Consider the following 25214-nt stretch of genomic DNA (forward strand, 5'->3'; position numbering starts at 1 on the left):
CCGATATCTACTTAAAAATTAATGGGCAAGTTCGAGGAATTTCTAATGGCAAGATTTAGCAGCAAAAAATTAGACAAAGAAGTTGTATTACGTGATCCAGTTTACGGCTATATTCATATCGAAGATCAAGTCATCCTTGATTTACTCAAAACCAAAGAATTCCAACGGATGCGGCGAATTAAGCAATTAGGGCCGATCAGCTTTGTTTTTCCTGGGGCAACTCATACTCGTTTTGAACATAATTTGGGCGTATATGAATTAGTTAGACGGATTTGTGATATTTTCGCCAAAAAATATCCGACTCGTACTAGTGGAGATGGTCTTTGGGACGATAATAATCGCTTACTAGTTGAATGCGCAGGAATGTTGCATGATATTGGACATGGTCCTTATTCACATACTTTTGAGCACCTATTCGGCACTGACCATGAAAAAATCGGTCAAAAGATCATTACTGATCCAACTACTGAAATTAATCAAGTTCTTAAACGAGTTGCCCCCAACTTTCCAGAATTAGTTGCCAGTGTGATTGCCAAGACCTATCCTAATGCCCAAGTAGTCAAAATGATTTCTAGCCAAGCCGACGCGGATCGCATGGATTACCTTGAACGGGATGCTTATTATACAGGCGTTAGTTACGGTGAGTTTGATTTATCGCGAATTTTACAAGAAATCCGACCATATAACAACGGAATTTGTTTTACCAAAAGTGGGATGCATGCAGTCGAAGACTATATTGCCTCACGTTACCAAATGTATCAACAAGTTTACTTTCATCGGGTAGGTCGCTCGATGGAAGTCATCTTACAACACTTACTTGAGCGCGCCAAAATTATTTATAAGCATGGTGGTCTGGCAGTAACGCCTAGTTTAGGACACTTTTTGGCCGGCAATTGGACATTGGATGATTATCTCAAACTAGATGACGGCGTTATGGAAACTAATTTTTCATTATGGACAGAATCTACAGATCCAATTTTAGCAGATTTAGCCAATCGCTATTTGTTCCGTAAACCATTGTCTAGTGTGTGTATTAATCAGGAAACTAAAAACTTATTACCGAAACTAAAGGATTTAATTAAACAAGTTGGCTTTGATCCCAATTACTATACGGCAACCAATTCTGCTTTTGACGAACCTTATGATGCATACAAACCCACGGGTAAAAATGCTAATAGCCAAATTGAGATCATGCTACAGGACGGTCAGTTAATCGAATTATCCCAATTAAGTCCACTAGTTCGAGCACTTAATGGTACTTTACAGGGTGATGAGCGTTTCTTTTTTCCTAAAACTATGTTATCTAATAGTGATGAACCACAAATCTTTGACCCACTCTACCAACAATTCCAACGCTACGTTAAAAATGGCGCTCTGCGATATTTACGTAAGCCCAAAAAATAATAGAATCTTTATCCTGCTACAAAAGATACCGTTGGTACACTTTACGGCAGGATATTTTGATTATAAAAAAGCAGCACTTTAAGCAGGATTGCTTAAAGTACCGCGAATTAGTTTTTTTATTAAGTGGATTTAGCAAATTAACTAAAGAACTTATTTAAAATTCCTTAGCAGCTTTCTCCTTGATGGTGTCAGCTGAGTGTTGCAATTGTTGTTCTTCATCAGTAGTCAATGGCAATGTAACTTTTTCAACAATTCCATCTCGACCAACAACTGCAGGATAAGACATATAAGTGTCATACTTTTCTAAGTAATTAGAAACTGGCAATTCAGTTCTTGAATCACTTTCTACTACTTCAACCAAATGAACAGCAGCTGCTGCAATCCCAAAATTAGTGTATTGCTTACCAGCATAAACAGTATAACCACCCTGCTTGATCTCTTCATTAATATCAGACAATTGCCAATTCTTCGCTTGGGCGATTTCTGTCATTGACTGCTCTAATACCTTAACCGTTGACCAAGCCGTGAACTGTGAATTACCATGTTCACCCAAAGTAAAGCCTTGAACAGAGCGTGGATCAACATTCATCCGCTTACCAACTGCTCGTTTCATTCTTGCGGTATCAAGCAAGGTTCCTGTACCAAAAACATGATCTTTTGGTAGTCCCGTTACTTCTTGATATAGACTAGTAATTACGTCAACCGGATTAGAAATACAAATAATGATGCCGTCAAAGCCGCTTGCTTTAATCTTAGCTGCCGCATCACTGACATGTTCCTTATTATATTTAAGTTCACCAAAGCGATCTTTAGCAGACAAAGACACATCACCAACTGCACTGACAATAATTTCCGCATCTTTAAGCGCTGAATAATCATTGACAGTTATATTAGCATGATGATGCAAATTAGCCATGGCGTCTTCAAAGTCCAACGCATCAGCGTTAGCCTTGTCTTCTTTTTCATCAATTAAAACTAAATCATCAACTAAGCCAGCAACAATTAACTGATGAGCAACTGTCGCACCAACATGTCCATCACCAATAACGCCAATTTTATGAGTCATGATTATTCTCCTCCTAAATTTAACAGTTAAATTTCAACTACAATAACAGTATAATTATTAATATAAGTTTCATTATAAACTAAATTTTACTAAAAATAAATTTAATTTTAAAAAAATATTATAAAGAAGGAAATATGGAAACTCAGAGTGAAGCTGATGTTGGCGACTACTTAAAGGTATTCGCTTGCACTGCTGTGATGTTACAATCAATTTTATCATTTATTTTAAACAGTAATTTAACTAAAAGTACTCAAATTACCATTGGCCTAATCTTTAACCTAGTTAAATTCACTGCTCCTGCATTTATTTTTGGCATTCTTTATACGTCAATTAGAACTAGCCAAAAGCAATTACAATTTAATTACCACTCATACCTTAGCCAGCAATTGCATAACCTGTTTATCCCAACTATCTTGTGGACATGCTGGTATCTACTCGTAATGCCGCAATTGCAGCAACATGGCCAGTTTACTAACTGGCAAACTTGGCTGAAGCAATTTTTCAGTGGTAATGCTGCTCCACATTTATGGTACAGCTGTATGATGCTTCAATTTATAATTTTTTATCCATTATTCTTAAAACTGATAACTTGGGTCAACCACTCAAGCAAAAAATGCAGTTTAGTTATTAGTCTAGCAATTATTGGTCAGCTTTTATGGTTAGTAATCTATAGGCAACTAGTTTTTCAAGGTAATACTGTAAGTTCGTGGTATTGGCTTGATCGGTTAGGAATCAGCTTCTTGATTTATGGAATTTTGGGTAGTTTAGCAGGCCATTTTAGGCAACAGTTCTCTCAGCTAATAAAACGGTTTAGTCCAGTCATAATCTTAGTTTGGATCATCGCATATTGGTGGATCAATCACCAATTACTTCAATATGGCATGCCAATCAAACTTGAACACGCGACATATTATCAAGTATCAACGACCCTTTATGATCTCGCAACGATTTGCCTAATTGCATTACTGGCCTTCAATCAGATTAGCCACAGCCGTCCTTGGCTTAGACTAATCCATTTCTTAGCAACCTATGCCTATCGCGCATTTTTAGGACATATTTTTTGGTTAGAACTTTTATGGTTAAATTTAGAGAAAATATTTTCTAAGCTTAATCCATTACTTAATATTCTTATCTTAACAATCTTAACTTGGCTGCTATCTTTTGCATGTGCAATTATGCTCCATGTAATTTCTCAAAAAATAAAGATAGTTTTACAGTTAAATTAACAAAAACAGCCACTATGCTTTATTAACGTAAAAGCCGTATACTAAATTCTAGGAGGTACTCTAAATGAAACAAGTTAAAATTGGTAATTCAAATTTTAAAGGTTCAGCAATTGCCCTTGGCATTATGCGCATGAATAAATTAACAATTGCTGAAGCAGTTAAAGCCTTAGAAACAGCCCAAGAAGTTGGCATTAATTACATTGATTCAGCTGATATATATGGTCATGGTCAAGCCGAAACGGTATTTGGTGAAGCTTTTAAAAAGTCCTCATTAAAGCGAGACGATTTTTACATTCAATCAAAGACTGGAATTGTTGAAGATCCTAACTTAAATTACAAGACAACTAGATATGACTTTTCTAAAAAGCATATCATAGCAGCAGTTGATGGCATATTAGAACGAATGCAAATTGACTATTTAGATAGTCTATTGTTGCATCGCCCAGATGCACTGATGGATCCTGCAGAAATTAGCGCAGCTTTCGACGAACTACAATCAGCTGGCAAGGTTCGCCATTTTGGTGTATCTAACTTCAACCCAATGCAAACAGCTTTGCTTCAAAAAGGAATTAACCAAAAATTGTTGATTAACCAACTGCAATTCAGCGTAATGCATACTGGTGCGATTGATTTTGGTATTCATACTAATATGACCGATGAGCGCAGCATTGACCATGATCGCGGCATTTTTGATTATGCCCGCTTGCACGATATGACTATTCAGGCGTGGTCACCATTTCAATATGGGCAAATTGAAGGTAACTTTATTGGCAACCCAGATTTTCCTGAAGTTAACCAAGCCTTACAAAAGCTTGCTGATGAAAAGGGTGTATCAAAGAATGCGGTTGCTGCTGCTTGGATTTTGCGTTATCCAGCAAATCTGCAAGTCATTATTGGTACGATGAATCCAGACCACATTGTTGATAGTGCCAAAGGAGCAGACGTCACATTGTCTGCACAAGAATGGTATGATGTTTACTTAGCTGCGGGTAATGATTTACCTTAAAAATACATTTAATAACTTAAATAAAGCAACTTGACTAATTTCAAGTTGCTTTATTTTTTACGCGCATAGCTATTAGGAATCCGCAATTTAGCACGATACTTAGCGATCACTCTTCTGCTTAAATGAATGCCTTGGTCAGCTAAAAGAGCAACTATCTGCTGATCAGTCAGCGGCCGAGCAGGATTTTCAGTTTGAATTAACGTTAATAATTCATGTTCAATTTTAGTCTGCGAAATGTTATCAGTCACTTGGCGTGGAAACAAAATCTTTAGACTAAAGATTTTATTCTGACATTGGATATATTTATCTTTAATCGCGCGGCTAATTGTACTTGGAGCTAAATCCAGTGCTTGCGCTACTTCTTTTAAGCCAAGTGGCTTAAGCTCTTCTTTTTTTAGGCTGAGTAAAAAATCATGTTGATAGTGCCCAACATATTTTCCTAGCCGCATCATCGTCTGGTGACGTTGGTTAATTGCATTTTTTAATTCTAAATAACGCTCACGTTGCGTAGAAAAGTATTGCTGCTGATCCGTTTGTGCTTTTAACTTAGTATAGCTTGCTTCATCAAAAATCAATTCGGGTATTTGCTGTTGAAAACTTTCCACAGTTATACGCTGATCTACAACTTTATAAATCAAATCGGGTACTAAATACTGAGTACTATCAGCTGCAACATATTCACTTGCTGGCAAGGGATTAAGTGTTTGAATACTAGCTAAAGCTGCGGTTAATTCTTGTCTAGAATAATTCAGCTGCGACCAACTTGCTGGATCAGCCAATAATTCTAGCTGTTGATCGATCAGGATTCGTAAAGCAACTTGATCGAAATTTGTTATTTGCCGTGCCTGAATTAATAAACATTCATTGAGATCTTGGGTACCAATTCCACAAGGATCTAAACTTTGCAGGCTTTCTTTAGCATGCCTTAACTCAACAAAAGAAAGCCCTGTTTGGTCAAGCAGCTCACTAGTTCCAGTTCGCAAATAACCATCTGCTGCCAAATTATAAATTAATTGCTTAACCGCCGCTTTGTTTTTACTTGTCCAGTTACTTAAACGGACCTGCATTAGCAAATGATCAGTTAAGCTCTCTGCCTGTGGATCGGCCACCCATTCTAACCCTTGACTTTCAGTCTGAGGTTCACGTAATGAAACAAACGGATCGCTAGCCGCCAAATCCTTTATTACATTAACCAAGTCATAAGTACTATATGAAAGAACCGCCAAGTTTTGCTTTAATTTTGGCGATAAAAAAGCCGCGTCACTAACTGCTCTTTAGGTTTTAAAACCATTTTTTGCATCTGCGACATCGGCTTTTTCACTTCCTTACTTTTATTACTATTATAGCAAATTAGTAAGAAAATTTATCTTTTTAATTAAAAAGGAACAAGTTTTATTATGTATGAATTAATTTGGGAGTTTAAGTTTAATTAGTTAGTTTAACCATTAAATTTCTTACTACCTAACTTCATGTGGAAATTAGGATCCTTTGGAGAGTTAGGATCAAAGCCCATTTCTGGTGAAACGATAGAAGCCATAACTTGTAAAATTAGTGGATAAATAAAAGTTTCAAAATCTTTTGGCACAGTTACATCATAGCCGAAATGATTACCATTGTATGCATCTGAAGTATCAACTAAATATAGATTATTTGTCCAATCACCTAAAACTTCAATCATTTTGTTACATCTAGGCTCAGTACCATTGTCCAAGATTAACACGCTGGCTTTTTCATTCATTGCATTGTAAATTCCATGGATAAATTCATCAAAATCATACCCAGTAATTGGTAAGCGGCAAGTTTCTAAGACCTTTAACGAGCCTTCAAGTACATCTCCGTATAACATAGCTGGGCCAACCACACGTAAATTATCAGTCTTAGCTAGTTTTTCCTTGTGTTCTTCAACCCAATCTAAGGCACGTTGATAAGCATGCGGGAACTGCTTCATTGTATTATTGAGGTCTTCAAGATCTTGGTTAAAATCTGCTTGTTGCAAATTACCATTAGCTAAACCAAGATAATCAGCTAAAAGTAATAAATTCAATTTAGTTGCGTAATAGCCTTTGGTCTTGGCACCAGCTTTTTCTTCACCAATATTAACTGTCATTATTTCATCAGCAATGGAATCAATGTATGCATCTTTTTCACCAGCCATGGTTCCAATAATACAACCAGCTGCCTTGGCGTTCTTCATCGCGTCGAAGGTACTAAAACTGCTACCACCTTGAGAGATCCCAATTACTAAAGTATGGGAATTATCACCGATAAAGAAGTCTGGTGTTAACATAAATGGATAAAATGCCAATACTTCAATTCCTGCACGCTTGCGCATTAGACTCTGCATCTGCAAACCTGAGTGATAACTAGTTCCAGAACCAGTAATGATCACTCTTTTAATATCCCTGTTAGCAACACTTGCAAACAGCTCTTTACTGCCTGACACAATTTTTTGTAATTGTGCAGGTGTTTGTGAAATATATTGTTGAATCAAGTTCATTTTTTAGTAACTCCTTTATAAAATCCCAATTACATGTAATAAAATACCTAAAACTAAAATACCAACAGTCAGCTTAGATGTACTTACCTTTTTTCTGATTAACCAAAATACCAATAATGTTATTAATAAAGGCAACATCTTAGGCATAATTTGATTAAAAATCGATTGTACCTTTACTGTTGCACCACTCATCGCAAACTTCAATGGGGTTGTCACTGGTAACATAGTTGCCACCATGCCACCAACTACCATCATGCCGATTATTCCAACAATCTGCATGATCTGATCCATAGCGCCATTTTTTTGCACTTCATCAAGAGACTCGATGCCCCATTTATAACCGTACTTTAATCCAAAGAATCTCAACAAAAAAGCAGGTGTATTGTAAAGAACAAAAAATAAAATCGGTCCTAAAATATTACCTTGTTTTGCAAAAGATACCCCAATACCAGCCGCAATAACTCTGAAGGTACCAAAAAGAATTGAATCCCCAATCCCTGACATTGGTGCCATCAAAGCTGCCTTAACCGAGTTAATCGAATCTGGGTCTACAGCTTCTGGATTGTTAGCATGTTGCTCTTCCATTGCTGATGAAATTCCCATAATCATTGGCGTCATTGCTGGAGTACAGTTAAATAAAGATAAATGTCGCTTTAAAGCATACGCCTGATCATCTTTGTCAGAATACAGGCGTTTAATAACTGGCTCCATGGCATATGCATAGCCAATATTTTGCATCTTCTCATAATTAAAACCACCTTGCAATGCAAAACTGCGCCAAAATACAGAACGTAAATCTTTTTTGGTTAATTTTTTCTTATTCAAAATCAATTTCCCCCTCAGTCAAATTATCTTTAGAGTTATCTGATTTAGTTTCTGGCGAACTGTCATTGCCGCCCTTGTTTCCACCAAATAAGACAATAACTATCGCTATACAAATAGCTAATAAAGCTATACCCGTAATGTCTAATTTCAAATATGCACATAGGAAGAAACCTAAAAAGAAGAAAACAAACAGCTTCTTGGAAAATAACATATCGAGCAATAGCCCAAAACCTACTGCTGGTAAAAGATTTCCGGCGACCGTTAAGCCATCTAAAATAATCTTAGGAATCGCATTGATAATTAGATTAATCTTTGATGCTCCCAAAAGCATTGCTAAAAATGTTGGAATAAAAGCACTAAAGAAAAATAAGATAGTTGGTAATAACAGCATCAAGTTGATGCCTTTAAAGTTAGCCGTTTCTGCATACCTATCTGCCTTATGCGAAAACCACAAATTAACAACTCTAACCAAAGTACCTAAATACGAAGCAAGTACTGCTACAGGAACTGCTATTGTTAACGCAACACCGATTCCCTTATGAGAAATAATTGCTAAAGCAGTTCCGATTACTCCACCTGTAACATAATCTGGTGGAGTAGCAGCACCGATCCCTGCAATTCCCATCCAGATAAGTTCCAATTGAGCACCAATGATAATTCCTTGTTTAACATCCCCAAGTGCCAGACCAACAAACACACTTAAAACAATTGGTCTACCAAATAAGGTAGCACCTAACACTCGTTCATCTAAAATACCGATACCGGCAATTAAGCCGACTAATAACGCCTGTATCATCTCATCACTCTTTCAGTAAATCTGAAAGACTTAATTTTTTATCTCTAGGCAGCATTCTAAAATCTAGCTCAACTCCCATTGATTCAATCTCTTTTAAGTCTTCAATATCCTGATCAGTTACAGCAACATAATCATTTAATTTTTTCTTGCCTTCTTCAAATTTAACTCCGCCGACATTAAGGTTTTTAATGGCACCATTTGAGCCTTTAATTAACTTTAAGGCGTCAGCAATAGTTCTAACCAAAACTAAAACTTGAGCTTTTTTGGCGTCCGCGAATTTTTGAACAATCGGTCCTGATTCCTCAACACTGCGAATGTATAATTTAACCCCGGTTGGTTTGGCCAAATCTAAAGCCATAGCTTTAACCTTATCCTGTTGAGCTTCATCATTTGCTACCAAAATTGTATTGGCCCCAGAATTTGAAGTCCAACCAATTGCCACTTGACCATGTAACAAGCGTTCATCAACTCTAATTAACTTGAGCATTACTTTTCACTCTCCTCTATTATTCTGTTGCTAACATCAACCACTCCTGATTGAGCAGCGGCAACTATTTGCCGCACCAATTCTGCAGTTGTAATATTATCAGAATCACTAGTTAACAAAGTTAGCAACATTGGTAAATTCAGACCAGTTAATAACGTAAACTTGTGTCCTTGCAATAATAATTCGGTACAGATATTATTGGCACTTCCACCAAACAAATCGGTCAAAACTAGCAAGTTACTCTCATCAAACTGACCTATTATGGCTTCAAGCTCCGCTTTGGCCTGAACAGTTGATTTTTCCTTGGTCATACCAAAACAATGAACATTAGGTACCTTACCCACGATCAATTCAGCAGTTTTCTTAAATTCACTACTTAAGTTGCCATGAGTAGCCAGCACAATATCTTTCACACAATGACCTCCTTTACAAAATCTATTTACACTAGCTTATTAGCAAATATCGTGCCAACTACTGTGAATTTTGCTAGCCATGGACAATAATGTCTCTAATATAAGCGGTTTCAGGATCGTTAATATTAATTGAAAAGGCGTTCTCCAGCACACTATTATATTTTTTTAAAACACTAAAGTAATGATCTCGCTCAATTTTACTGTTATCACCATCATACTTTTCAATCTCATTTCCACGAATAATTCTTTCGATCATATTGGCAATATGTACATATAAAGAAATTTGGACACGATTACTAATTCGCTCATTCAGGTCAGTTTGCACACCTTTGAGATACTTACTAATCATGGTCATCACCTTATCAGGCGAAATAATTGTTAGTGAATCTAAAATTCTGTCTAACGAAAAGTTCTCAACAAGTCGTTTCTCCCACAGATCCAGATTTTTATCATTAGAAAATGGCTGCAAGATATTTTTTAACGGTTGAATTTTTTCTCCAGTAATAATCTCTTCCAGACCAAAATATGGTATTTCTGGCACATCTGGGTTATCTATCCCCACAATTGCAATCACATTACGATTAGTAAATAAATCTAGTTCTTGATAGTTGATTAATTCTTTAAATTCAAGTGCTTCTATTTGAACTTCAATCAAGTCATAAAAACTTTGATCTAAAATCTTTTTAATTCGTTGAGCACTACCTAGGCCAGACATACAGGTTGTAATAATTGTAGGAACTATTTTAGTCTGTGCAACACACAATCTGCTTTGAACGGTAGTTTGCGAAATTTTTCCTTGAATTGTTCGTAAATCTTTTTGTAAAACCAGCTGATTACCAATCTCTAAGGCTAAGCCCATACTAAAATTGTTAATTACTAACAAATCACATTCACATTGTGCTTTAAGAGGATCAATAATCGAGTCTAATGACCCCATATCCATTAAAATAATCAGCCCTGACTGTGGACTAATTCTTTTAACTAACTTTTTTAGATTATCAATCATTTCAGAGCGAGAAATATCTGGTTTTAGATCGATTGCAGTGAACACACTACTTTGCAAAAAATGATTACAAGTATCCGCTATACTACTAGCAGTCGCATAACCATGAGCTACAATAATTGCCGGAGTCTTAGGTGAGATGGCTAAATTATCATTAGCAGTTAAAATAGCTAACCACAATTTATCACTGGCAGTTAAATTAATTTCAAAGCGCATTTCTAATAGCTTGGCAATTTGGTCAATTAATTGCAATTCTGTCGCAAACAATTGCTCAAGACCAGTAAAATTATCAAATTCACTAAAATCAGTCTCGAATTCATCTCTCATTAAGCAATAAAGATAGACAGCTATGTCATAAACTGAAGAGTTCTTAAAACTTACTGAGTCAATCTGTGCCACTTCAAAGATATTAACTATTACTTCTGCGTAATCAGAAATTAAGGGGCGCTCCAAGTTATAAGTAGCATATAAAATATTATGCGTCGCATTTTGAACAACTTGATAGTAACGCTTTTTATCTTTTACTTGCTTTCCTTCTAAATTTAACAAGTTTTGCCAAGCAAATTTAATCTTAGAAGTAAATTCATTATTATCTGAATTGATTAAGGTCTTAAGTGTATCGTTTGGATGAAAAACCAACTTTTCTTTACCTTGAGCAATTGAATAATGTTGTACTTGGACCTGTTTTAACAAGTCTTTAGGTAAATCTCCTAGCTTAATTTCTAATTTATCGTTACCTAGGGCTTTACTATATTTTTTGGCAACAATATTTTGCAAACAATTTTTTAGTTGACCGACATTTTCTTGAAAGTGACCATGATAAATTAAGCTTAAGCACTGTTTTGAAATCGCAATCTCACAATTTATTCTTTTGGCTTGCTCAATAATTAAGGCGTAAGTCAACATCCGCTGCTCATATGCACCCCGTTGCTGCAAGGGCGGTAATTTGATTTTAATCGGAATTCTACGTAAAAAAGTTTTTAAAAAACGTTCCTCTTTTTCAGTCGTAGCAAAAAAGAGTCGTGTTTTACTCTGAATCTCTTTTGAATCATCACCAATTGGAGAAAACGTTCCTGTATCTAAGTATTTAAATAACTTCTCTTGACCCTCAACACTTAAACGGTGAACCTCATCCAAAAATAAAATACCATCATTAGCAGACTGCAGGGCTCCTGGCTTATCTTCATTGGCACCAGTAAAAGCATCTTTGACATAACCAAATAACACACTAGATAATAATTCTGGATTATCTGCATATTGAGCACAGTTAATTACTACCAATTTAGACTCATTTTTTAAAATTTCTTGATCTTTGCCATAATCAAACAGCTTTTTAACCAAAAAAGTTTTTCCCGTACCAGATTCCCCGAAAATAATTGCTGGCAAACCAGCAGGTGGATAGATTAACGCTGCCTTTAATTGTTCAATCACTTCTTTTAAGCTACCGTTCCATCCGATAATTTGCTCCCAAATTAGATTCTGATGTTCATTCCTAAATTCGGCAATGCTAGAATAGGTATGATTGGTATTCGTCATACTAACTAACCTTAGATAAATTACCGGTCTAGTATTAATCTTGATTAATTCATTGCTTCTGTATAATTCATTCAACCTTTTACTAATCACTGATCGATCTTGACCAACTTTCTTAGCAATCAAAGATGTCGTTGGTGCTTGCTCAAGGTCATAGTCCTTCATAAATTTGGTTGTTTGTTCTTTTATTAATTGCAGGATATTTATCGCTTGATTTTCCATACCGTTTTCATCCTCCGTATTAATAAATAATAGCACATTTAGTTTTAATTATTTTTTAAAAATATAAGCCTAAGAATAAACCAGTTGAGTAGTCCTATCACAATCGCTACTTTTATTTTTTCGTTAAAAAAGCCAGAAGTCATGCTTTTCAGCATAACTTCTGGCTTTCGAATTTTAATTATTTACAAAAACGTTTTACAATCTCTTGGTTACCGCGGTCTAGCTTTAATTCACTTTGGGCAAGTTTATCCAAAATATCTGCCAACATGATTTTTTTCATTTCGGTCTCAACTGCTATCTGTAATTTTTGATATTCTGTGGTTAGAATTGTTTGAATATTACCACCAACAACACACTTAGGTTCAGTTTTGGCATCGATCTGAAATAAGTATTGATGATCGGTTGCTTGATAAATATCATAAAGCGTAATTTTAGTAGCTAATCGTGTCAATTCCGGGCTTGAACGACCATTACTAGTCGTAATTAATCCGGCTCTTCTTAAATTTCCCATAATCTTGCGTACGTTAGAAGGATTGGTTTGAACGCTTTCTGCAATTTTAACACTGGATACCCAGTCAGTATCTTGGTAAATAGCTATGTAGGAAATGATATGAATTGTATCACTCAACTGGATAGAATTACTCATAGCTGATCTGCTCCTTAACTTTGATAATTTTATAACTAAAGCTTCTTGACTATTATAACTCAAAGGATTATTCTAAACCTGTATTTTTAAAATATACAGGTTTTAACATTATCAGTGAGCAGGAGAAAAATGACGATGAAAATTTTAATTACAGGTGCAACCGGTGGATATGGTAACTACGCTTTGAAAAAATTATTGCAATTAGTTCCCAAAAACGAGATTATCGCATTGGCTAGAAATCAAGAAAAAGCGCAAAAACTGGAAGACCAAGGAGTTGCAGTTAGAATTGCCAATTATGATGATCCACAAACATTGAATACTGCTTTTCAAGGGGTTACCCGACTGCTCTTTGTTTCTAGTAGTGAAATTGACAAGCGCCAGGCACAACATCAGAATATTATTGCTGCTGCACAAAAGAATGGTATATCTTATATTGCCTATACTAGTTTCGGTGAAGCTGACACTTCAACTAGCCCACTAGCAGTAGATCATGCTTATACTGAAAAATTAATTCTTGCCAGTGGCATTGAACACACTTTTCTTCGTAATAACTGGTATCTAGAAAATGAAGCTAGTTTAGTTGCTGCAGCTTTGAAGACCGAAAGATTCGTTCATGCTGGTGGCGATGGTAAAGCTGGTTGGGGTTTGAAACGTGAATTTGCAGAAATCGGAGCCCGTGCAGTTTCTGGCAAGTTTAACTTCCCTAGTATTTTAGAAGTTGGCGGTCCACTACTTACATACCACCAATTAGCTGATGCACTGGCTAACGTAACTGATAAGAAGTTAGCAATTAATGCTACTGATGCACAAGCATCTGCTAAGTTTTTGGAAGATAATGCTGACTTGCCAAAAAATGCAGCTGAATTTTCAGCCTCATCACAAGAAATTGTTAAAAGTGGTAGTTTAGCAATCGAGACTGATGACATGATCAAGTATTTAGGTCATCCATTAACTCCAATTGAAGATGCCGTAAAGGAATTATTTGTCAGCTAATTAGCAGTCTTAAAAATGCAAAAGTCCTAATCATTGCTTAATAGCCGATTAGGACTTTTTAGTATAAATTATTTTATCTTATCTAATGAATCTTTAACAGCTTCTTTAATAGCTTTGCTAGTTTGTGAAGCACCAGAAACTGCATCAACGTCATAAGTATTAGCCGCAATCATTTTTTGTGGTAACTCTTTAACAGCTTTGAGTCCATAATCATCACTTTCAGTCTGCTTAAGAATTTCGATATTTTCAATCTTACCATCATCTTTAACAGTGGTTCTGACAACAACTCCATCTCCCATACCCTGATTACTATAACCAAGATATTGATTACCAGCTGTTGGATATTGATCGCCAGCTTCATCACTCTTAGCATCGAAGTTTTCATTAATCGTTGCTTCATTCAGATTTTGTCCACCAAATACAGGTAAAGCTTGTTTAGTAGCAGCTGCATTTTCACCAGCAATTTTGCCAGAGATCAAACAATCTGCAACATTGCCACCAGTTGTATATTTATTAACAAACGGTGCGCCTAACTCACCAGCTTCATATAAATGCGGAATTGGCTTACCGTCTGGATCAAGAACCTGTGAATGTTCATCGCGGCGACCCCCACCTTGAGTATTAAGCATATTCTGTCTTAACGCAATTGCATAATATGGACCATTAGCACTAAACTTACGTAAAGTTGCTGGGTCACGGTGAAATGCATAGTCCTTGCCTTGTTGTGCCATAAAATCAAATTCAGTGATCGTATTTTTAATTGTTGCTGGATCTTTATCGATCTTTTGAGCCAATTCAGTGATTGTTTCAGCTTCGATCGCGTGATCTAAGAAACCAGGAACTTTAAGTCCATCATCTGGCTCATTCTTAAGTTCATCATATTTTTGCTGATCAAAAATCATGTATGGTCGCTCTTGATTTAATGGTACCACCCAGTTTCCATGATTATAGATATGGCCATGTCGATTCATTTCGGCTTCATTAAAGTACCGTGTACCATCATCACCAACAACGACCACACTACCACTAGAGCTTTCTTGCCAAAAGACATTGAGAGCATACGTTGAACGTTTCCCTTCAGCTTGACGAACAGACAAACCATGGAATTGACCTAGTGATTCAAATGAACGCATATTCCATAACTGCGCATTCACTTCTTCTAGCATTTTAATGCCATCACCTTTATTGTATAAGGTACCAATTGGTGATAAATATGGTGATTGTAAGAAACTCTGAATCATTTCTTTATTATTTTCAAAGCCACCAACTGCCAATACTACACCATTTTGTACCTTAATATTACGCAAAACGTGGTCACGCTCAATTTGTACACCAATTACTGTCTTAGTAGTACTATCTTGAATTAAATGCTTAGCTGGTGAAGCGTACCAAACATCAATTTGATCACTACGATCCAAGACTTTTTGTCGTAAAATTTTCCACAATGCTGCATCATCAATATCCTCATGGACTAAATAGGCATCATATGAATCAGCATCTGGCATTTCTGGATATTCAGTTACATAAGCAGTTGATGGTGTTCCAGCCAACAGCTTTTTCATACTTACCGGCTCAACATCCAGATACTTTTTAAAGTAATCTCCCATATTAGCCATGCCTTCAACAAAAGTATCAAAGGTAGCCTTATCCGGCTTTAATGGAGCTGCCAAATGTTCGTGATAATTTTTCAACCCCTCATAGTCTGTTCCTGCACCAACCATTTGACCTGAATACCGAGTATTACCACCCTCATGGCCTTCTGGTGCACTGTCTACTAACAGAACTTTAGCTCCACTATCTGCCGCAAATCTCGCAGCAGTGGCACCAGCTCCACCAAATCCTAAGACTGCAACATCATAGACTGCATCCCATTGAAATTTTTGATCATTAGTCATAACTTAACCTCCTACTAAAAAACTATTGTTTACGGTTTCATTAAACACTATAATTATCAGTATGTGAAATGCTTAATTATTAAAATTACTATTACAAAATAGGTATAGTTATGAATCGTCAATTACTAATTATCTTAGAAACTCTTGAAAATAGTGACTCTATTTCAGCAGCAGCTCAAAAATTATACTTGAGTCAACCCTATATCAGCCGCTTAATTAAAAAATATGAGAACAAATACAATGTTATCCTTGTCAAAAGGAGCACACGCCCAATTGAATTGACTCCTGCTGGACATCTCCTAATTAATTACTTACGCAAAGATTTTCAATTACAGAATCAGCTTGAAAGTGAGATGGAAGAATACGAACAAAATACTTTTCCAACGTTGCGCATGGGCATTACCCCTCCCTTAGGAGAAAATTTCAACTTAACTGTTTTACCACAATTATTCAATAAATTTCCTAATTTAAGAACAAATACCGTTGAATTTAGTACCACTAACGCGGAAAAGGCCTTTAAAGATGGTCAACTAGATCTATTTGTTGGTAACACAGTACAACTGCCCCATGTAGAAAATTATCCATTGCATTCAGACCAACAAATTTTAGTGTTAGATAAGAATTCACATCTATATCGCGCTGATAGGACAGAGATACTTTTTAAACCAACTATTTTTCAAAAACTAAATCATGAAAAGTTCATTGTTGTTGATAGTGAAATCCGTTATCAAAATATTATCAATAACTATTTTAATGACATTGGCATTCAGTTTTATCCCAGTATTCACGTACGAGATTCAACAACTGCATTCAAACTAGCAGCCTTAGGTTTAGGTAACATGACCACTAGTATCAAGGCCATTAGAAGTTCAAATTGTAAAAATATAAACTATATCAAATTGCCTATAGATAAAGTGTGCATTAACTTTTCTTTATCAATAAGTCGAAATAGAAAACTGGGAAAAGAAATTACCTATGCGAGTAACATTATTAAGAAAGATTTTACCAACAAAATTTTATCTTTATAATTGCATAATAAAACCCTGAATTTTAATTCGAGGCTTTATTTAGAGCAAGTGTCTTATTGTAAATCTTTTTAGTTAATATCACATAGCTCAACACCATAAAGTGTTGCTAAATCACGAACTTGTTCTTCAGTTGCTGCAAACGACATAACTGTATGGTGACCACCACCAGCCTCAATCCACTTAGTCGCTCCATTCTTGAGTCCTGGTTTTGGAGTCCACATCTGTTTAGCAACAGGTAAATTAGGTGTATCCTTTTCTGCTTTATGAGCATCAACAGGATAGGTTACCAACTTAAAGTTATCGCGAAAATCTGCGAGAGTAACATCAATTGCATCCCCTTCATCACCTGAAAAAACAAGCCGTGCAGGATCTGCTTTGCCACCAATATCAAGTGGATGAACTTCAACACGTGGCTTTTCAGAGGCAATTGAAGGATCAACTTCCAGCATGTGGGAACCAAGAATCGCTTCGTGGCCTGGACGCAAATCCAAAGTATAGTCTTCCATAAAAGCTGTCTTAGTATTATGGGTCATGATCTTAAAAATCCGTAATAAACCAGCAGTCTTCCAATCACCTTCACCAGCAAAGCCATAACCATCACGCATTAGCAATTGTGCAGATAAACCTTGTAATTGTTCCATACCATGTAAATCTTCAAAGTTTGACGTAAAAGCAGTATATCCGCCACGCTCAAGGAACTTCTTCATAGCAATATACTGTTTCAGTTGATAACGCACAGTTGCTTGAAATTCTTCTTTACTTTGATTACCTTGAACCATAATATATTTTGACTCTAAGTCAGCATATTGGTCGTCAATTTCTGACTCTTTTATCTTGTTCATTTCAGCAACTAAATCACCGATACCATAGTAGTCAACTGTCCACCCCAATTGAATTTGTGCTTGAATTTTGTCACCTTCGGTAACAGCCACACTACGCATATTATCACCGAAGCGGCAAATTTTAGTCTTAAATGATTCGTCGTATGCAACCGCAACGTCTTCCCAATCAGCAATTTGTCTCTGCACTTCAGAATCTTGCCAGTGTCCATAAATAACTTTATTATGCTTCTGCAAACGTGCATTGATATAACCATATTCTCGATCACCGTGCGCACTTTGATTCAAGTTCATATAGTCAAAATCCATGGTATCATACGGAATATAATCTAAATATTGCGTAGCAAAGTGCAACAATGGTTTCTGTAATAATTGTGTGCCACGAATCCAGTTTTTAGCTGGTGAAAAAGTATGCATCCAAGTAATCACACCAGCTACATTATCATTATAATTAGCTTCCTTCATGAACTTAGTGATTTCATCCGCAGTAGTTAAGACTTCTTTGAAGACAATTTTATACGGCAAATTGCCCTTTTCATTTAAACCAGCAACAATTTTCTTAGAATTTTCTGCCACTTCTTTTAAAGTTTCTTCACCATATAGGTGTTGACTTCCTGAAACAAACCAGAACTCATATTTAGGTATTGATAACATTAGTGTTTCTCCTTATTTAAAAATTTACATAAATAATAATTTTATAGTTTAGCTATGGTATCTAATTGAGACATCACTTCCTAGTCTTTTTAGCATGAGTTTTTGATGCTGCACTATTTTGCCCATAATAAGCATTCTGACCATGCTTGCGATAATAATGCTTATCTAATAAATATTGGGGCAATTGACTATCTGCCCTAGTTAATTGCAAAGTGTGATAATCTTCTTGAGCTACAACTTCTAAAACCTTGGCATTATAAACTGCTTTTGCTGGATCTTCTCCCCAACAAAACGGCCCATGTTGACTAACTAGTGCTCCTGGTGTTGCTGCATAATCAAGACCGCGCTCTTGAAAAGTTCTAACAATTGCCTTCCCAGTATTTACTTCATAATCTTCTGTAATCTCTGCCTCAGTTAAAGCATCCGCTGCTGGAATAGCATTATAAAAGGTATCGGCATGAGTCGTGTTCATCGCTGGAATATCCATTTTGGCAGCCGCAAACGAGACTGCCCAAGGTGAATGCGTGTGAACTATCCCACCAATTTTGGGAAATTCGTTATATAAAACCGTGTGCGTTGGTGTATCACTGGAAGGATTAAGTTCACCTTCAACAACCTCACCTTTTAAGTTCACCACTACCAAGTCGGCCGGCTTCAGTTCTTCGTATGCAACACCTGATGGTTTAATCACAAACAAGCCACTGACACGATCAATTCCCGACACATTTCCCCAAGTAAAAGTCACTAAATCTAGTTTTGGCAATTGCATATTAGCTTGGTAAACTTCCTCTTTTAACTTTTCCAACATACTAATTCACCTCGTCTTCTAAAATATCTGCTTGATTCTCAAGCTTTAATGCCTTTTGATAGCGTTCAAGATAGCTGTTAGCACCTTTAACTCCGTCTGCTTCTGGACTCAAAGTCATTGTTTCCGAATTAATAAATACTTCACTATCAAGAAAATCTGCTAAATTTTTAGTCGTAGTAGACTCACTATATTGAGCTAAAACTGCCATTCCCCACGGTCCACCTACACTGGCATTGACCATGACAGAAATCGGCAAATCTAAAACATTAGCTAAAGTTTGTTGACCGACAACAGGTGTCTTAAATAATCCTCCTTGAGCAATCATGACATCAGTTTTAACGTTTTCTTCTTTAGTTAGAACGTCCATTCCTATCTTTAATGGCGCATAGGCCGAATAAAGTTGTGCTAGCATGAAATTGCCTAAATTAAAATGGCTGTTAGGCGTTCTGACTAGCATTGGCCGACCCTCAGCAGTTTTAGTTACCGGTTCCCCAGAAAAATAGCCATAATTAACGATCTTGCCAGCGTCTGGATCCGACTTAGTCGTTGCCAAAAATAACGTACTGTAGAGTTCTTCTGGACTGAGATTTTTGCCCAGTCGCTCAGCAAATTCCTTAAAAATATCTGACCAGGCATTAATATCAGACGAACAATTATTAACATGAACCATTGCCACAGGTAACCCGGCTGGTGTAGCTACTACATCAATATCTTGATGAACTTTTTGCAAGGCTTGATCCAAAACAACCATTGAAAATTCTGACGTGCCAACAGAGATATTCCCAGTTCTAACTCGAACACTATTGGTACTAATCATCCCCGTACCAGCATCACCTTCAGGAGGTGCCATGATACTACCTGGCTCAAGAGTCCCAGTAGGATCCAATAATTTTGCACCTTTAGCTGTTAAGTGCCCAGCTACCTGACCTGCAGTTAACACTTCTGGTAAGATGTCTTCAATTTGCCACGAATATTTTTTAACTGCTGGCAAAAGGTTAAATTGCTCAATTTTCTCACTATCGAAATGAGCACTTGCATCCACTGGAAACATTCCAGAGGCATCACCAACTCCAATATTTTTTTCACCAGATAGTTGCCAATGAACATACCCCGCTAATGTCGTCATATATGCGATATCTTTGACATGCTCTTCATCCTGTAAGATTGCGTGATATAAATGTGCTACACTCCAACGAAGTGGTATGTTGAAATTAAATAGTTCGGTTAGTTCAGCTGCTGCATCGGCCGTAGTCGTATTACGCCACGTTCTAAATGGAACAAGTAGCTGATCATCTTGATCAAAGACAAGATAACCATGCATCATTGCACTAATTCCTATTGCGCCAATCTTTTTCAGCTTAACATGGTACTTACCATTAACATCTGCAGCTAGTTGCGCATAACTTTGTCTTAATCCAGTCCAAATCTCATCATCGGTATAGCTCCATATACCATCCTTTAAACTGTTTTCCCATTGAAATGTTCCCGTTGCAATTGGCTTAAAGCTATCATCAATTAATACAGCTTTAATCTGAGTCGACCCAAATTCAATTCCTAAAGCCGTTTTACCTGACTGAATTAATTCAGCCGTTTCTGTGATATTCACTAGACCACCTCTATAACTCAAAACTCACTTATTGTGATTTGTTCCTGCTTCTTCAATTTCTTCTAAAGTATGACCCTTAGTTTCTGGCACAAAGAATTTAACAAACAAAACTCCTAAAATACAGATAACGCCAAAAATGCCAAAAACCATTTCTTGTGACATAGAAGCTGTCATCATTGGAAACAATAATCCTACTGCCCAGGAACCAACCCAGTTAAGCGATGACGCTAGGCCAGAAGCCCGTCCACGGATTGCTAACGGAAATATTTCTCCAACTAATACCCAAGTTAATGGCGCCCATGTAAACGAATAGAATGCAACATAGATACATAAAAAGACTACGATCATTATTGGGTTAGCATGTGGATTAATAATATTAATTACAGATGGCAATAAGAATGAAAGTCCCATTACTGTGCCACCTAAGATTAATAGCGTACGCCGATTAAACTTTTCAGCAATAGCAATGTAAACTAGAGAGCCAGTCACTAGAATTATTCCTTGAATAATCGGCCACATTAAAGCAGAACTCGCCTTACTACCAGTAGCCTTTTCAACAATTAATGGAATATAGTAAAATATCGCATTAGCGCCTTGGAATTGTTGGAAAGCTGCTACACCGACACCAGCTATCACTAAGTAACGATACTTGCTACTAAATAACGAACCCCAAGTGGTTTTTTCAGATGCTGAATTTTCTTGCTCAGCTGCTAGCTTGATTTCATTTATTTCTGTTGAAATTTCTTCATCATTTTTTCTGATATATGACAGAACTTGACGAGCTTGTGCCTCCTTACCATGTTTAATTAAAAATCGTGGTGACTCTGGTAAACGCAGAACTCCTAAAAATAAGATAACTGCTGGAACTGCAGCCAGACCCAACATCAAACGCCAATTCCAAGGTTCCGGCAATCCCTTTAATAAAAAGTCCATAATATATGACAAAAGCATTCCAGAAGTTATCATCGTTTGATTCAAACCAGACAAACTTCCACGAGCATTAGCAGGGGCCATCTCTGACATATAAGCTGGAACTAGTGCTGATGCTGCACCTACTGCTAAACCTAATAAAACTCTGATAATTATTAAATAAGTTGAACCATTATTTGGTGATAACATCGACATAATAGAGAATAAGGCAAAGATAACTGCTGAAATTAAAATCATTTTTCTTCTACCCAATTTATCAGACAATTGACCAGCTACAGATCCACCAAAAATTGCACCAAACATAACTGCAGACGTAATCCAACCAACGATTGTGGCATTAGTCAGATTCCAATCATTTTGTAAGAAAGGCAATGCACCAGTCATCACTCCTATATCATAACCAAATAAAATCCCACCAAAAGAACCAAAAAAGTAAACATAGTTACTAGATATTTTCTTATTTTTTTGTTCGACCAAAACTATCCTCCTACTACAAAGTTCTGTTTTTTGTAATCGATTTCATAGTACATTTATTCATCATGATTTACAATAGCAGCAAAAATTCATTCGAATGATTTTTGCAAAAATAAATATTTTAAATTCTTTTAAAACCTGTATTTTATTAAACTTAAAAATTTTATTTATTTTTTTAGAGTATTTACTTAACCAATTTTTCAATCACATATGTGCTATAATTATTGGTAATATAGGTTATTTAATCTATTAAAAGCGACAAAACAAAAGATTCAAACCTAATCAAGTTATTCATAAAAATATAATCGAATAAATTTTGAAAGAAAACTAAATGAAAAGCGACTATCTCATAATCAAAGAAAAAATAAAAAAAGAAATAACTTTTGGCAACTTCAAAGTTAATCAAAAGCTCCCAACAGAAAATGAATTAATGTCACGCTTTGACATGTCACGCTATGCGGTTCGCAAGGCTCTAACTGAACTACAAAACGAACATTTAATTTACAAAGTTCAGGGTAGCGGGATGTTTATTCAAGATTGGAATAAAAAATGGCAGGTTAACCCAGAAAGCAAAACTATTGGGTTAATCTGCACACACATTGCTGATTATATTTTTCCAAAAATCATTTCTCAAATCGATGCAGAGATTGGTGAACAAGAATACTCACTCTTGTTAGCCAATACTCATAATCATCCTGAAAAAGAACGTGAAAGCTTAATTAAATTGCTTGATTCACAAGTTGCTGGTCTAATTATCGAGCCTAGCGAAAGCGCAAAACCTAGTCCCAATCTTGATATCTATCAGCGAATCGCCAAAAGCAAAATTCCATTACTTTTTATTAACGCTGAATATTCCGGCTTGAAATTTCCATCAATTACTAATGATGATCGCTCTGCTGAAAAGAAACTAATTAAATATCTGCTTGATTTAGGCCATCGGTATATTTTGGGTATTTTTCAAGTTGATGATCTCCAAGGAGTTCATCGTATGGAGGGTTTTGCTCAAGCATATCAAGAAAGTAATGCTAATTTATCTAATAGTAATATTATCATGTATAGTTCACATGACTCCTTTCAAACTATTAGCAAGAAAATTGATTTGTATCTGAAAAGTACTGATTCTTTACCAACCGCTATTGCCTGTTATAACGATAGCTTGGCCGTTCAAGTACTTGATATGCTAAGAAAAAGAAAAATTAATGTTCCTCATAATATCTCATTAGTCGGTTTCGACGATTTTGATTCTGCGGCTTATTTAACGCCAAGCATAACTACCATGAATTACGAACGCACTACCGTTGGGAAAGAAGCTGGCCGTGGAATTTTGAAATTGATTCAAGGACAAAAGTTTAATTCAATCGTTCATCAGCCAAAAATGAAAATCCGTACGTCCGTTGATGTACCAGTTAGATAATTTAAAAAGGCCACTAGAATATAGTGACCTTTTTATAGCTATTAATTTTTTATGCATATAAAATTTTAGAAATAAAATCCTTAGTTCTCTCATGCTGGGCATTTTCAAAAATTTCTTTAGGAGTATTTTCTTCTAATACCTGGCCTTCATCAACAAATAAAACTCGATCAGCTACTTGCTTGGCAAAACCCATTTCGTGAGTAACTACAACCATTGTCATACCTGCTTTAGCCAATCCCTTCATAACCTTTAGAACCTCTTCAACCATTTCCGGATCCAAAGCTGAAGTTGGTTCGTCGAATAGTAAAGCTTTCGGATGCATTGCAAGTGCACGGACAATTGCAATCCGTTGTTGCTGACCACCACTTAATGAGGTTGGATAACTATCTTTTTTATCAACAAGTCCTACCTGATTCAACAATTCAATAGCTTCCTTAGTAGCAGTTTCATTATCTTCATGTTTAACAGTTTTTGGGGCATGGATAATATTTTCCATAACAGTATAATGAGGAAACAGATTAAATTGTTGAAATACCATACCAATTTTTTCATGTGTTTGCCTGGTTACTTCAGCTTTTACCTTTCCTGACACAACCTCGCCATCAACTAAAATTTTTCCACTAGTAGGCTGTTCAAGTAAGTTCATCTGTCTAAGCATGGTACTCTTGCCAGATCCAGACGGCCCGATAATAACTACAACCTCACCATCATTAACTGTCAAGTTAACTCCTTTTAAGATTATATTATCACCATATTTCTTAACAACATTACGCAACTCGATCATTAACTTTCAGTTTCCTTTCAATAAATGACAAACCAACATTCAAAATCCATGTCATTAGTAAATATAGCAACGAGGCGATAATCATTGGTTGCAGTCCTAAAGCAGTTGACCCTCTCACGGTTTGCGCACTAAACATTAAATCAGAAATTCCCAATACAGATACCAAAGACGAATCTTTAATATTGCCAATAAGTTGATTGCCTAGTGCGGGCAAAATATTCTTAAACGCTTGTGGCAAGATTATATCAGTCATAACCCGTGACTTGGACATTCCTAAACTCAGTGCAGCCTCTGTTTGTCCTTGTGGCAAAGACTCAATCCCCGAGCGAATAATTTCCGCAATATAAGCTGCTGAATAAAGAGTTAAGCTGATAACTCCCGTCATAAAATCTGGAATATTGATTCCTAAAACCATGGGTAATCCAATATAAACAATATAAATTTGAACTAGTAAAGGCGTATCACGAATAAATCCGATATACATCTTAGCAATTACAGAAACCAGTTTTATTTGGGAACGTTTCATCAATGCAACAATGATTCCCAAGATTAAACCCAAAATAATTGAAATTACCGCCAGTTCGATAGTAACCTTTACCCCAGTAAGGAATAGCACCCAATACTTACTTAAAAATGAAAAACTTTGTAACATATTTTCACATCCA

The 25214-nt window shown here is 36.2% G+C and carries 22 protein-coding genes; 6 read left to right on the top strand and 16 right to left on the bottom strand.

From position 1 onward, the window contains the following. Positions 1-45 precede the first annotated feature (45 nt). Positions 46-1404: an HD domain-containing protein gene (locus tag OZX56_RS07775; protein WP_277125769.1), complete on the top strand. Its 1359-nt coding sequence runs from the start codon at positions 46-48 to the stop codon at positions 1402-1404. A 154-nt stretch (positions 1405-1558) separates the two neighbouring features. Here OZX56_RS07775 and OZX56_RS07780 read toward each other — a convergent pair whose 3' ends face one another. Then, positions 1559-2470 (bottom strand): L-lactate dehydrogenase, encoded by a 912-nt coding sequence (locus OZX56_RS07780; protein WP_277125768.1) that lies wholly within the window; start codon positions 2468-2470, stop codon positions 1559-1561. A gap of 134 nt (positions 2471-2604) precedes the next feature. Here OZX56_RS07780 and OZX56_RS07785 point away from each other — a divergent pair, with 134 nt between their 5' ends. Together OZX56_RS07785 and OZX56_RS07790 are read left to right on the top strand one after the other, a co-directional pair. After that, positions 2605-3696: an acyltransferase family protein gene (locus OZX56_RS07785; protein ID WP_277139492.1), complete on the top strand. Its 1092-nt coding sequence runs from the start codon at positions 2605-2607 to the stop codon at positions 3694-3696. Positions 3697-3760: 64 nt separating this feature from the next. After that, positions 3761-4702 carry an aldo/keto reductase gene (locus OZX56_RS07790; protein ID WP_277139493.1) on the top strand — a complete coding sequence of 314 codons (942 nt, stop codon included), beginning with the start codon at positions 3761-3763 and terminating at the stop codon, positions 4700-4702. A 50-nt stretch (positions 4703-4752) separates the two neighbouring features. On the opposite strand, the gene rpoN is transcribed toward OZX56_RS07790, so the two are convergent. From rpoN to OZX56_RS07830, 8 genes are all read right to left on the bottom strand, one after another. Further along, on the bottom strand, positions 4753-5928 hold the full coding sequence (gene rpoN / locus OZX56_RS07795) for an RNA polymerase factor sigma-54 (RefSeq protein ID WP_277139494.1): 1176 nt from the start codon (positions 5926-5928) through the stop codon (positions 4753-4755). A 212-nt stretch (positions 5929-6140) separates the two neighbouring features. Beyond that, entirely contained in the window at positions 6141-7199 is a 1059-nt protein-coding gene (locus OZX56_RS07800) for an SIS domain-containing protein (protein WP_277125764.1), read from the bottom strand. Positions 7200-7214: 15 nt separating this feature from the next. Further along, entirely contained in the window at positions 7215-8024 is an 810-nt protein-coding gene (locus tag OZX56_RS07805) for a PTS system mannose/fructose/sorbose family transporter subunit IID (RefSeq protein WP_277139495.1), read from the bottom strand. After that, positions 8017-8820 carry a PTS sugar transporter subunit IIC gene (locus tag OZX56_RS07810; protein WP_277139496.1) on the bottom strand — a complete coding sequence of 268 codons (804 nt, stop codon included), beginning with the start codon at positions 8818-8820 and terminating at the stop codon, positions 8017-8019. The genes OZX56_RS07805 and OZX56_RS07810 overlap by 8 nt, the downstream gene beginning before the upstream one ends. 4 nt (positions 8821-8824) lie before the next feature. Then, positions 8825-9307, bottom strand: coding sequence for a PTS sugar transporter subunit IIB (locus tag OZX56_RS07815; RefSeq protein ID WP_277139497.1), 483 nt, complete (start codon positions 9305-9307; stop codon positions 8825-8827). Beyond that, on the bottom strand, positions 9307-9720 hold the full coding sequence (locus tag OZX56_RS07820) for a PTS mannose transporter subunit IIA (RefSeq protein ID WP_277125760.1): 414 nt from the start codon (positions 9718-9720) through the stop codon (positions 9307-9309). Before OZX56_RS07820 ends, OZX56_RS07815 begins: the two co-directional genes overlap by 1 nt. Before the next feature lie 73 nt (positions 9721-9793). Beyond that, entirely contained in the window at positions 9794-12478 is a 2685-nt protein-coding gene (locus tag OZX56_RS07825; RefSeq protein WP_277139498.1) for a sigma 54-interacting transcriptional regulator, read from the bottom strand. 178 nt (positions 12479-12656) lie between these two features. Then, positions 12657-13124 (bottom strand): Rrf2 family transcriptional regulator, encoded by a 468-nt coding sequence (locus OZX56_RS07830; RefSeq protein ID WP_277139499.1) that lies wholly within the window; start codon positions 13122-13124, stop codon positions 12657-12659. Positions 13125-13259: 135 nt separating this feature from the next. On the opposite strand from OZX56_RS07830, the gene OZX56_RS07835 reads away from it, so the two are divergent. Further along, positions 13260-14117 (top strand): NAD(P)H-binding protein, encoded by an 858-nt coding sequence (locus OZX56_RS07835; RefSeq protein WP_277139500.1) that lies wholly within the window; start codon positions 13260-13262, stop codon positions 14115-14117. Between the two features lie 68 nt (positions 14118-14185). Here OZX56_RS07835 and OZX56_RS07840 read toward each other — a convergent pair whose 3' ends face one another. After that, the gene (locus tag OZX56_RS07840; protein ID WP_277139501.1) at positions 14186-16012 is read right to left on the bottom strand and encodes an FAD-binding protein; all 1827 of its coding nucleotides are present in this window, start codon (positions 16010-16012) and stop codon (positions 14186-14188) included. A 110-nt stretch (positions 16013-16122) separates the two neighbouring features. Here OZX56_RS07840 and OZX56_RS07845 point away from each other — a divergent pair, with 110 nt between their 5' ends. Beyond that, positions 16123-17040 carry a LysR family transcriptional regulator gene (locus OZX56_RS07845; protein ID WP_277139502.1) on the top strand — a complete coding sequence of 306 codons (918 nt, stop codon included), beginning with the start codon at positions 16123-16125 and terminating at the stop codon, positions 17038-17040. Between the two features lie 68 nt (positions 17041-17108). Here OZX56_RS07845 and araA read toward each other — a convergent pair whose 3' ends face one another. The 4 genes from araA to OZX56_RS07865 form a co-directional block, all read right to left on the bottom strand. Beyond that, positions 17109-18533, bottom strand: coding sequence for an L-arabinose isomerase (gene araA, locus OZX56_RS07850; protein WP_277139503.1), 1425 nt, complete (start codon positions 18531-18533; stop codon positions 17109-17111). A gap of 73 nt (positions 18534-18606) precedes the next feature. Next, positions 18607-19341, bottom strand: coding sequence for an L-ribulose-5-phosphate 4-epimerase (locus OZX56_RS07855; protein WP_277139504.1), 735 nt, complete (start codon positions 19339-19341; stop codon positions 18607-18609). Between the two features lies 1 nt (position 19342). After that, on the bottom strand, positions 19343-20947 hold the full coding sequence (locus OZX56_RS07860) for an FGGY-family carbohydrate kinase (RefSeq protein ID WP_277125749.1): 1605 nt from the start codon (positions 20945-20947) through the stop codon (positions 19343-19345). Positions 20948-20971: 24 nt separating this feature from the next. After that, complete coding sequence (locus OZX56_RS07865) at positions 20972-22360, bottom strand: sugar porter family MFS transporter (protein WP_277140369.1); 1389 nt, start codon at positions 22358-22360, stop codon at positions 20972-20974. Between the two features lie 322 nt (positions 22361-22682). On the opposite strand from OZX56_RS07865, the gene OZX56_RS07870 reads away from it, so the two are divergent. Continuing rightward, the gene (locus OZX56_RS07870; RefSeq protein ID WP_277139505.1) at positions 22683-23765 is read left to right on the top strand and encodes a GntR family transcriptional regulator; all 1083 of its coding nucleotides are present in this window, start codon (positions 22683-22685) and stop codon (positions 23763-23765) included. A gap of 49 nt (positions 23766-23814) precedes the next feature. On the opposite strand, the gene OZX56_RS07875 is transcribed toward OZX56_RS07870, so the two are convergent. After that, positions 23815-24549 (bottom strand): amino acid ABC transporter ATP-binding protein, encoded by a 735-nt coding sequence (locus OZX56_RS07875; RefSeq protein WP_277125747.1) that lies wholly within the window; start codon positions 24547-24549, stop codon positions 23815-23817. After that, positions 24533-25201 carry an amino acid ABC transporter permease gene (locus OZX56_RS07880; RefSeq protein ID WP_277125746.1) on the bottom strand — a complete coding sequence of 223 codons (669 nt, stop codon included), beginning with the start codon at positions 25199-25201 and terminating at the stop codon, positions 24533-24535. Before OZX56_RS07880 ends, OZX56_RS07875 begins: the two co-directional genes overlap by 17 nt. Positions 25202-25214 lie beyond the last annotated feature (13 nt).

It is taken from the genome of Lactobacillus sp. ESL0684 (assembly GCF_029392675.1).
GTDB lineage: Bacteria > Bacillota > Bacilli > Lactobacillales > Lactobacillaceae > Lactobacillus.